Below are 10507 nucleotides of genomic sequence, written 5' to 3'. Positions count from 1 at the left end.
CATTTCATCCACTAATATATCTTAAAGTTTTTATAATTATATTTTTTATAATACTTTTCTTTAAATTAAGAAAGAAATTTAATAACAAACTTGCTTTTACTTATAGCATAATACCTATGATAATAATATTTGCTTTATGTAGTTATTTTTTAAAAGTTGTTCCTGATTACTCAAGTAAAACTCATGAAAGAATAGTAACTCTAAGTGATTATAAAAAATACCAGCAAGGCTATTGCTTAGAAGAAGATAGAATATTACCTAAAGATGAGCTTTATAAAAGAGTAGTGATTGATGATCTTACAAAGCAATTAGTATATAGAGATAAAGTTTATAAAAATCTTTATAATATCATTACAAGTCATAAATATAAGATACATAAAGATATAAATCTAGATAATTACAAAGATTACTTAAGAAAAAATGCTTATTCTAAATATTTTGTTAATTACGATGAATTAGAATCAGTTGATTATACTAAATATCTAGTAATTGATACCAAAAATAATACAGCTGGATTTACTAAACCTATTATTCTTGTGGGTGATGGTTTAATTTCAGTTACATTTTATTTAGATTTAGCATTTGAATTTGAAGATAATGCATATAGATTTTATAAAATTTACCTTTCTGATGAATTTGATGAGCGTGAAGACAAAGAAAAAGAGTATAAATATAGACTTGAAAAAGTTGATTATTGGCTTTTGTCGTATGAAAATGATATAAAAAAACAACGTATTTCTTATAATTATAAATTTGATAATTGTGGTTATTCAAACTTTGATCCAGAAAAAGAAGAAATTGAATGATAAAAATTATAAAAAGGAGAAAGAATGGCAAATTTTAGATTAGATTTAAATGATGATTTTACAAGTGAAATATTATCATTGTATTTGTGGGGACAAAAAAGAGCTCCTAGTAAAGATGAGATAGCAAGTAATAAATGGATAGGTAGAAAAGAAGAAAGCATTACTGCTATAGTAAATGGAGAACAGTTTGTAAATAAAGTAGGTAATTTTGTAAATGCTAAGGATTTTAAACTATTTGATGTATTTTTTAGTGGAAAGATGAGAGATGGTAAAAAATTAAACATAAACAATATTGAGTCTAAAGTAGAGATTAATAATGAAGAACTTATTTTAAATCACGATCAATTTGTGGAATTGTTTTATAGAGGAACATCAGAAGAAGGTTCGGCACAAGACGCTTATAAATCTTTAAGTTTATATGATAGGAATATATACGGTGAAAATTTTGCAAAACTTGCCTTTATGTTTGGAACTATAACTGTTGGTTTAGATACAAAATATAAGATATGTATTAGATAAAGATTTAAACCCAATAAGAGTTGATAATGTAAGCTATATAGTAAAAGATGAATGGAAAGATAAAAAAGAAAATTTTGATTTTGATGGTGGAAAAGGAAGTGACGATATTAATGGAATTTTAAAACAAGTTGCTGACCCATCAAATATAGGTAAAAAAGTTATAATAAAATTTGATGGAACACCTACAGTAAAAGCTGGAACTATAAGTAAAAAAGTTTTTAAGAATTTAAATAATTTAAGTAGTTTAGCTAATCAAAAGCATCCAAACATTGGTGTATGTGATGGATTACAAGATGAAGATAAATATTCTTGCAAAGTTACTTTAGAAAGTCAAAAATATTTTGATAAGTATCGTAAATTTTATGAAGAATATAAGCGTATTAGAAGGACTGGTGTTATTGATTTTAGAGCAGAAGATAATAGGTTGGTAATTTTTGGAACTGAGAATAATGATACTTTAGAAGGAACACAGGCTAAAAATTTTAATTTTACAGATAATGTAGACGATGGTAAATTTTATATTCCAGATTTTTTTACAACTAAGCTTTATGATTTAAACCACTACAAACAATATATTAAAAATGGTATAGTTTATGTAGGTGGTAATGGAGCTGATAATATATTAGGAACTAAATACAATGATATATTATATGCGAGTGATAGTAGCTTATATGATGATAATTCTAATAATATCTTAAATGGAGATGATGGTGATGATATTCTTTATGGAAGTAATGGTTATGATACTTTAATCGGTGGCAATGGCTTTGATACCTACTATGCAGGAGATAAAGACGAGATAATAGATAGCGATGGAAAAGGTCAGGTAATATTTAATGGTTCTACATTAAAAGGTGGCTCTTATGATGAAGATAGGAAAGTATATATAGATGCTAAAGATACAAGTATTACATATAAGCTTAAAGACAATAATGATTTAATAGTAACTAAAGGCGATAGTAGTATAACAATACGCAATTTTAAAAAAAGCGAAGATGGATTTTTAAATATTAATTTAAAGGATAATCCAGGCAAAGAAGTAGCTATAGTAATAGATACAACAGGTTCTATGGGAGATGATATAGCAACTTGCAAAGCAAATGCAAAGATTATAGCTAGTAATATCTTTAAAGAAAATTTTTATTCTAAAATATCAATAGTTACTTATAATGATAATGATATAAAAACAATTGGAACTTACACTAATTATCAGAGTTTTTTAGGTGGAATAAATAAAGTTCATTTACAAAATGGTGGCACAGAATACACTATGGCAGCTATCTTAGAAGGAATGAGCAATTTTAGTCCATACAATCATCTAAGCAAAGAAGTATATGTAATGACAGATGAGAGCGGAGATGATAATCATAGAAGAGATGAAGTAGAAAGAAAAGCTAAAAACCTTTCAGTAAACTTTAGAAGTATTTATAATACCAATAAATACGAAGATACTTCAGTAAAAATTAATTTTATAGCTATTCGTGATGAGTTTGAGCATTTTAAAGATTTAGCTAAAAATACTAATGGAATGTATTTTAATTCAAATTCAAGTGAAGAGCTTAGCGATGCTTTATTTGAATTAAGCAATATAGGAACCTCAAGTAATGATACAATAGAGGGTAATGATAAGGATAATAGTCTTAATGGATTTGGTGGAGATGATACACTAGTAGGTAAGGCTGGAAGCGATACTTATACATTTACTGGGCTTAATTTTGGTAACGATACCATAATAGAAAGCAATTTAAATAATATTGATAAAAATACAATTATTTTTAAAGATGTAAGCTATAAAGATGTAAGATTTAAAAAAGATTTAAATGATTTAAAAATTACACTTAATAAAGATAATAGCGTAACAATAAAAGATTTTTATAATACCAATAACGAAAGTAAAATTAGTAGCATAAGCTTTAGTGATGTTACATTAGATGAACTAGCTATCAAAAGAAGCGTAAGTATGCAAGCAAACAAAGAAGCAATAGTATTCTTAAAAGAAAAAGATTTTAGCTTTTCTAATTTTGCTACATCAACATTTGCAGTAGCCTATCAAGATAATGCAAGCAATATAAGCACATCTTATAAAGATGATGTAATAATAGGCAGTAATAAAAACGATATTATATCAACCAAATTAGGAAACGATACTTTAATCGGTGGTAAAGGAGATGATAAGTTATATGGTGGATTTGGTAATGATATATATGTTTATAGAAAAGGTGATGGAAATGATTTAATCTATGATGATGGTGGGCAAGATGCTTTAAAATTACAAAATTTAAAAGCTGATGAAATATTTTTAATAAAAGATGGTAAAGACCTGCTAATAAAGTTTAAAGATGATGATACAAATAGCATAAGAGTAGCACATCACTTTGCTTGGAAATTTGGCTATCACAATCAAATAAACACAATAGAACTTGATGATAATAAATTCATCAATACAAAAACAATAGATAAACTAATAGAGCAAACTAGTGCATTTGCTAAAAATAACGGCATAGATATTCATAATATTAATCATATAAACGATGATAGATTAAATCAAATCTATATGAGTGCTTGGAATTAAGCAAATTACCCTAAATTAATTTAGGGTAATTATTATTTAAGTATTTAAAAAATATATTAATTAGGTAAAATATGTTTAAAATTTTTAAAAAATTTGATGATGATACACACGAATTTAAACCACTTTTAGTAGAGTTAGAAGATAGACCGCAAAATCCATTAGGTAAAAGTATTTTATATATAGTTTTATTTGTAATAGTTTTTAGTATTGCTTGGCTAATACTAGCTAAGGTTGATATAGTAGTAAGTGCTAGTGGTAAAGTAGTTCCTGATGGAGAAATTAAAATAATCAAACCTTTAGAAAACGGAGTAATTTATAAAATTCTTGTAAAAGAAGGTGATAAAATAAAAGCAAATGAGCCTTTAATATTGGTTGACCCAAGTGTATCTAAAGTCAATTTAGAAAGTAAAAAAGAGAATTTAAAAGCTTTAGAAGATAGTCTAAAAAGATTAAATGCACTAAGTAACGAGAGTGAATTAAAAGATGTTAGTAATGCAGAATTAAGCCTATATCAAAACCAATTAAATAGCTTTAAAAATAGCATAAACACTTATGAATTTAAAATCAAACAAACTATTAATTCATTACAAGCCAATAAAGAAGAATTAAAAAGATTAGAAATAGAGCATAAATACACAAGCTCAAAATTAAATAGACTTAGCAAGGTAAAAGATATAATCGCTTATAAAGATTATGAAAATTTATTAAAAACAAAGCAAGATTTACAATTACAAATACTTGTAAATAAAAACAAATCTTTAGAATTAGAAAATAAATTAAACGAACTCACAAAAGAACTTGAGAGTTTTAAAGCAAATTTTATTGCTAAAAATTATGATGAACTCTTAAAAACTAAAAATGAAATAGCATTATTAAAGGCAGATATAAACGCGATAGAATTTCAAAGCCTAAGGCAAGTTATTTCATCACCAGTTGATGGATATGTAGGAAAATTATTTGTAAATACTGAAGGAAGTTCTGTATCAAGCAATGAGCAATTAATATCAATAATCCCAATTGATAAGCCACTTATAATAAAGGCAAATGTATTAAATCAAGATATAGGATATCTTAAAAAAGGGCAAAATGTAGCTATCAAAATAACCACATTTAATTTTCAAAAATACGGCAAACTAGATGGAATTTTAGAACATATTGGAAACGATGCTATAAAAGATGAAAAATTAGGAGATATTTTTGAAATTAAGGTAAAACCTTTAAAAAATCATTTGATAGTAGATGGGGAAGTAAAAGAAATAGAACCAGGAATGCAAGTAATAGCTGAAGTAAAGGTTGGCAAAAGAAGAGTAATAGAGTTTTTCATATATCCTATTATTAGATATCTTGATGAAGGGCTTAGTATTAGATGAAAATTATTTTTGTTTTTCTTATAATGCTTAGCACATCAATAGCTAAAGATTTTTACACCATACTAGACTATGCACTTAAAAATTCTCCTATCATAAATATAGCAAAAATAGATATTAAACGTGCTAATTATAATTATGATTTTGATAAATCATATTTGTATCCAGAATTATCATTTAATGCAGATTTTAAGTATTCAAATACAAAAAGTAATGATTATAAAAGAGAGCTTTTTAGCGATTATAACAATCATCAAAGCACAATATCACTTATATTAAAATATGATTTATTCAAATTTGGAAATGATTATTATAAAATCAAATCAGCCAAAGAAAATATTGCTACAAGTAATTACAATAAGTGCTATAAGGAATTGCAATTATCACTAGATTTATTAGAATACTACAAACTCGCACTATTAAGTGAAAATAAATTAAAAACATATAAAAATTTAAGCCTTGCTTATGAAAGTTTATATAAATTATCAAAGAGATTAAATAAGGTTGGAGAATTAGATTTAATCAATGTAAATTCTTATTTTTTGGACTTTAGCGATGCAAAAACGCAGATTTTAAAACTAGAATTTGAATTAAGAAATTATTTATCATATATATCGTATTTATCAAATCTTAATATTGATAAAATAGATGATTTTAGTAAAATTGATGAAATTGCTTTAGACTTTTTAGAATTTGAAAAAACAAATAAATTTTTAGAATTAAATTCTAAAATAAAAAGCTCAATGTATGAACTAAAATCCCTAAATCAACGCCCTACAATAAGCCTTTATTCAAGATATGATTTTTATGATAAAACCAAAAATAATTATCAAGACCTTGCCGATAGTTCTAAAAAACACGGGTACTTAGTAGGAATTGGGATTAACTATATTATATTTGATGGATTTAAAACAAGTTCATCTAAAGAGTTAAAACAATTAGAAATAAACAAATTAAATCAAGAGCTAATACAAGCAAAGCTAGAATATGAAAAACAAATAAACGAGCTTATATTTTTTATACAAAACAAAGATGAAATAATAAAAACCTTAAAGATAATAAGCAAAGAAGCAAATACAAATGAGCTTTATATACAAAAACTACACAAAACTGGTGAAAAATCAAAATTTGAAGTCATAAATGCAAGTATAGAAAACTATAAAAAACTCCAAGATTTAAATGAATATATAATAAATGCAAATGCAAACGCTATTAAAATTAATTTAATAAATAATCAATTTAATAATTGTAAAAAAGGATATTAATATGCATACAGCCTTAGGTTGCTTATCACTTTGTGCACAATTTGCAAATATATCAATAGATATTAATGCGATTTGTAACAAATACGCTTTAAAAGATAGCGAGCCAAGTATTTACGAACTAGCAAAAATCGCTAAAGATAATGATTTTAAAGTAAAAATCAAAAAGCTTAATTTAAAAAACCTTCATTTATATAAAGCACCTTTTATATTTTTGAAAAAAGATTTAACATATTTTGTAGTTTTAAAACTTGATTTTAATAATCAACAAGCTCTTATTTTTGATGGTGGAAAAGAAGCAAGGCAAATTAGCTATGAAGAATTACATAATTTATCAAGTGATAAAATCTTAATCCTAGCACACAAATTATTAAACGATAGTGTAAAGTTTGGCTTCTCTTGGTTTTATAAAAGAATGCTAAGTTATAAGGGTATTGTATTACAAATTTTATTAGCAAGTTTTGTTATGCAATTATTTGGCTTAGTTACACCTTTATTTACCCAAGTAGTCCTTGATAAAGTCTTGTTGCACCATAGTATAAGCACACTTAATGTAATTGCTTTTGCATTTTTTAGCGTTATTGTTTTTGAAAGTTTATTAAGCCTTAGTAGAAATTATATCTTTACTCATACTACTACAAAAATTGACGCAAAATTAGGCAGTGAGTTATTTACACATTTATTATTGTTACCTATGGTGTATTTTGAGAATAGAAAAGTAGGCAACATAGCAGCTAGAATAAGAGAGCTTGATAATATAAGAGATTTTATAGCCAACAAATCAGTAAGCGTGATTTTAGATTTATTATTTAGTATAGTTTTTATTTTGATGATGCTTTTATATAGCGTGAAGCTAACATTTGTTTCATTAGCTTTTGTGATTTGTATTGCTTTGATTTATTTTTTTATAACGCCTATTTTAAGAGCAAGGCTTGAAGATAAATTCCAAATGGGAGCAGCATCTAATTCATATCTAGTAGAAAGCATAACAGGAATGCAAACCATAAAATCCCTAGCCATTGAAGGTAGTATGAAAAAATACTGGGAGGATTATTTAGCAAAATATTTAAAATCATCTTTTAATTTAAGTAATCTAAGCAATATCGCAAGCACTTTTGCTAATTCTTTACAAAAGCTTATGACATTAGCAATTTTATATTTTGGAGTAGGATTAGTAATTGATGGGAGTTTAAGTGTAGGACAATTAATAGCCTTTCAGATGTTTGCCAATCAATTTAGCGCTCCTATTATGCGACTTGTAAGCTTGTGGAATGAATTACAACAAGCCATTTTAAGCGTAGATAGATTAGGAGATATTTTAAATACACCGCAAGAGCAAACTACAAATAAACCTATATCGCTAAATCAAGTATCAGGTAATATAAAATTTAATAATGTAAGCTTTAAATATAGCCCAAATTCTAACTATGTCTTAAATAATCTAAGCTTTAACCTACAAGCAAATAAAAGCATAGGAATAGTAGGACGCAGTGGCAGTGGTAAAAGCACCATAACAAAACTCATAGAAAGACTTTATATCCCCAACGAAGGCTCTATTTATATAGATGGAATAGATTTAAGACATTTAAATCCTTATGTTTTAAGGAGTAATTTAGGCGTAGTTTTACAAGAAAATTATTTATTTAGCGGTAGTATCAAAGAAAACATAAGCCTATCAAAGCCAAGTGCATCAATGCAAGAAATAATAAATGTATGCAAAATAGCAGGAGCACACGATTTCATAAGCGAACTTAGTGCAGGTTATGATACTTTAGTAGGAGAAAGAGGCTCTGCATTAAGCGGCGGTCAAAGACAAAGAATAGCAATAGCAAGAGCCTTGCTACATAATCCAAGGGTTTTGATATTTGATGAGGCTACTTCGGCACTTGATTATGAAAGCGAGAAAATCATCACATCAAATCTATCACTAATCAAACAAAACAAAACCTTTATAATAATAGCACATAGATTAAGCACGGTTAAAGATTGTGATGAGATATTAGTCCTTGATAAGGGTAATTTAGTTGAGTGTGGAAATCATACAAAACTAATGGAGCTTAATGGATACTACGCACATTTATACAAACAGCAAAATCTATAAACACTAAAACTATAAATAATTTAATAAATATTATTTATAGTTTTAAAAGAATTTAATTAATGATAATAAATAAAAACCTAGCTCTAAAATTTATAACCTATGCTTCTTAAATACTCTTCAAACCCATTAGCATCTAAAGCATCTTTTAATTTAATTACTCTATAGTTTGTCTTTATTTTAATTAAATCATCTTCAGGTTCTAAAGTATTAATAAAAGCAATGCTATCATCCATCATCATTTGTTTTGTAGAACCACCTACAAAGTAAAATATAATAGTTTTTTCATTTAAAAAATTTTCTTTATTAGTTTCAAATAAAACACAGGCAAAGAAATCTTTATTGCATTCATCAGGTTTATATAAGTTTTCGTATTTGCAAATATTTTTAAAATTATATTTTTCATTACATATACCAAACTTCACCCCATTTCTTATATAAGATGAGCGAACTTCTATGGTTTTTCCATTATTCAATTGAATATCTATTTGGTTTTTTGCAGTTTTAAACGGAGTGAGTCTTGCAATATCTTGTTTAACTATTTTATTTATATAACTTACCAAAGCATTTTCAGACAAAACCCCTGCTATCGCATCAAGCAATAGTCTTTTTGTATCTCTAACATTAACCGAATTGTTCGCACAATTTGGTATTACACTATTTGCCAATTGTGTTGCTTTTTCTAATAATTTATTTTTATTTTCATTCTCGTTTTTAAAAGTAAATTTAACTACTTTATGTATTCTACATATGTTGTTTCTATTTTGTGGATTTTGACAATCTATCATTTCATAACTAATTTCAAATAACATTAAATATCCTTGTTTTTTATTAAAATTCTTGAATATAATCTCTTACCATTTAAATAAGCCCTATCTAATTTGCCTTTCCAATCAGATTTTGCAATATCTAAAATACCATTTTTAACATCCAAATCTATTCCTAATATTTCAAATTGAGAACTATTGAATTTTTCTAAAAATGTAATCGGAACTCCCATTATACCAGAATAATTCAACGGTATATCTTTTACTTTTTCAATTTCAATAGCATGAAAATTATCATATTCAAGATAGTTGTTTTTATCGTAATATTTTTCAAGTTTTAAAAATTGTTTTTTATTTTTTGTATCTATATTTAAAAACCAATAAGATCTAGCGCTTTCACTTATTTTATTATTAGGCAAAATAAACTTGCGAACACAGTTAGTCCCTATACTTATTTTTCCGCTAGATATATATTGAAAACATTTTTTATTGCTAGTCACATTGCAATTTCCTATTATCAAAAAGTCTTTATTGTTTTCTATTAAAATATCAAGAAAATCTCTAAAAAGTGAAAAGGGGGGGTTTGTTACTACTACATCATTTTTTCTTAATAATTCAATACTTTCTTTATTTCTAAAATCGCCATTGTGATTTGTTGTTATGATTTTTATATCTTTTTTAGTTTTAACAGCATTGATAAAATTATTTATTTGTTTTTTAATTATGATTATTTCTGTTTTCTGTTTTTTTGTATATGAAATTGCTGTTAATTGTTTAAGATTAAGTGTGTTAAAATTTGTAGCAAAAAAATTAACAAAATTACTTATTCTATAATCATCACAGTTACATAAAACTTTCTTATTTTTAAAATAATCTTTGTATAAAAATACCTCTTTTTCTATATCAATCATTCTAGTGTAAAATTCATCAATTTTCATCTTGTTTGCATTGTTAAGGTTTTGATTGTTTGTGCTTTTTCCCATAAAAAATCCTAATCTCAATTTTTAGTGTAATACATAGGGCATAAATACTCTTGTTAAGAGTATAAAATTTTGAGGTAAATAAAATATACTATTTAGCTTTAAATAAATTTATAGTTCAAATTAACGAATTATG

8 protein-coding genes are annotated in these 10507 nt (G+C 25.8%); 6 read left to right on the top strand and 2 right to left on the bottom strand.

Annotated elements, in window-relative coordinates:
* From KJQ99_RS07185 to KJQ99_RS07160, 6 genes are all read left to right on the top strand, one after another.
* The coding region (locus KJQ99_RS07185) for a hypothetical protein (protein ID WP_214150393.1) at positions 1-806 on the top strand (806 nt) is incomplete at its 5' end.
* Between the two features lie 24 nt (positions 807-830).
* Entirely contained in the window at positions 831-1325 is a 495-nt protein-coding gene (locus KJQ99_RS07180; protein WP_214150392.1) for a hypothetical protein, read from the top strand.
* Positions 1326-1749: 424 nt separating this feature from the next.
* Complete coding sequence (locus KJQ99_RS07175) at positions 1750-3897, top strand: VWA domain-containing protein (RefSeq protein WP_214150391.1); 2148 nt, start codon at positions 1750-1752, stop codon at positions 3895-3897.
* A 71-nt stretch (positions 3898-3968) separates the two neighbouring features.
* Positions 3969-5267 (top strand): HlyD family type I secretion periplasmic adaptor subunit, encoded by a 1299-nt coding sequence (locus KJQ99_RS07170; protein WP_214150390.1) that lies wholly within the window; start codon positions 3969-3971, stop codon positions 5265-5267.
* The gene (locus tag KJQ99_RS07165; RefSeq protein ID WP_214150389.1) at positions 5264-6529 is read left to right on the top strand and encodes a TolC family protein; all 1266 of its coding nucleotides are present in this window, start codon (positions 5264-5266) and stop codon (positions 6527-6529) included. Before KJQ99_RS07170 ends, KJQ99_RS07165 begins: the two co-directional genes overlap by 4 nt.
* A 1-nt stretch (position 6530) precedes the next feature.
* A complete protein-coding gene (locus KJQ99_RS07160) occupies positions 6531-8627 on the top strand; it encodes a peptidase domain-containing ABC transporter (protein ID WP_214150388.1) in 2097 nt (698 codons plus the stop codon).
* A gap of 83 nt (positions 8628-8710) precedes the next feature.
* Here the strand turns inward: KJQ99_RS07160 and KJQ99_RS07155 are convergent, their stop codons facing one another.
* Both KJQ99_RS07155 and KJQ99_RS07150 read right to left on the bottom strand, forming a co-directional pair.
* A complete protein-coding gene (locus KJQ99_RS07155) occupies positions 8711-9436 on the bottom strand; it encodes a hypothetical protein (protein WP_214150387.1) in 726 nt (241 codons plus the stop codon).
* A complete protein-coding gene (locus KJQ99_RS07150) occupies positions 9436-10374 on the bottom strand; it encodes an adenine-specific methyltransferase EcoRI family protein (RefSeq protein WP_214150386.1) in 939 nt (312 codons plus the stop codon). Before KJQ99_RS07150 ends, KJQ99_RS07155 begins: the two co-directional genes overlap by 1 nt.
* Positions 10375-10507: the final 133 nt, after the last annotated feature.

It is taken from the genome of Campylobacter sp. 2018MI13, assembly GCF_018501135.1.
Lineage (GTDB): Bacteria > Campylobacterota > Campylobacteria > Campylobacterales > Campylobacteraceae > Campylobacter_E.
The sequence above is the reverse complement of the archived record's forward strand: the minus strand, read 5'-3'. Positions and strand labels throughout refer to the sequence as shown.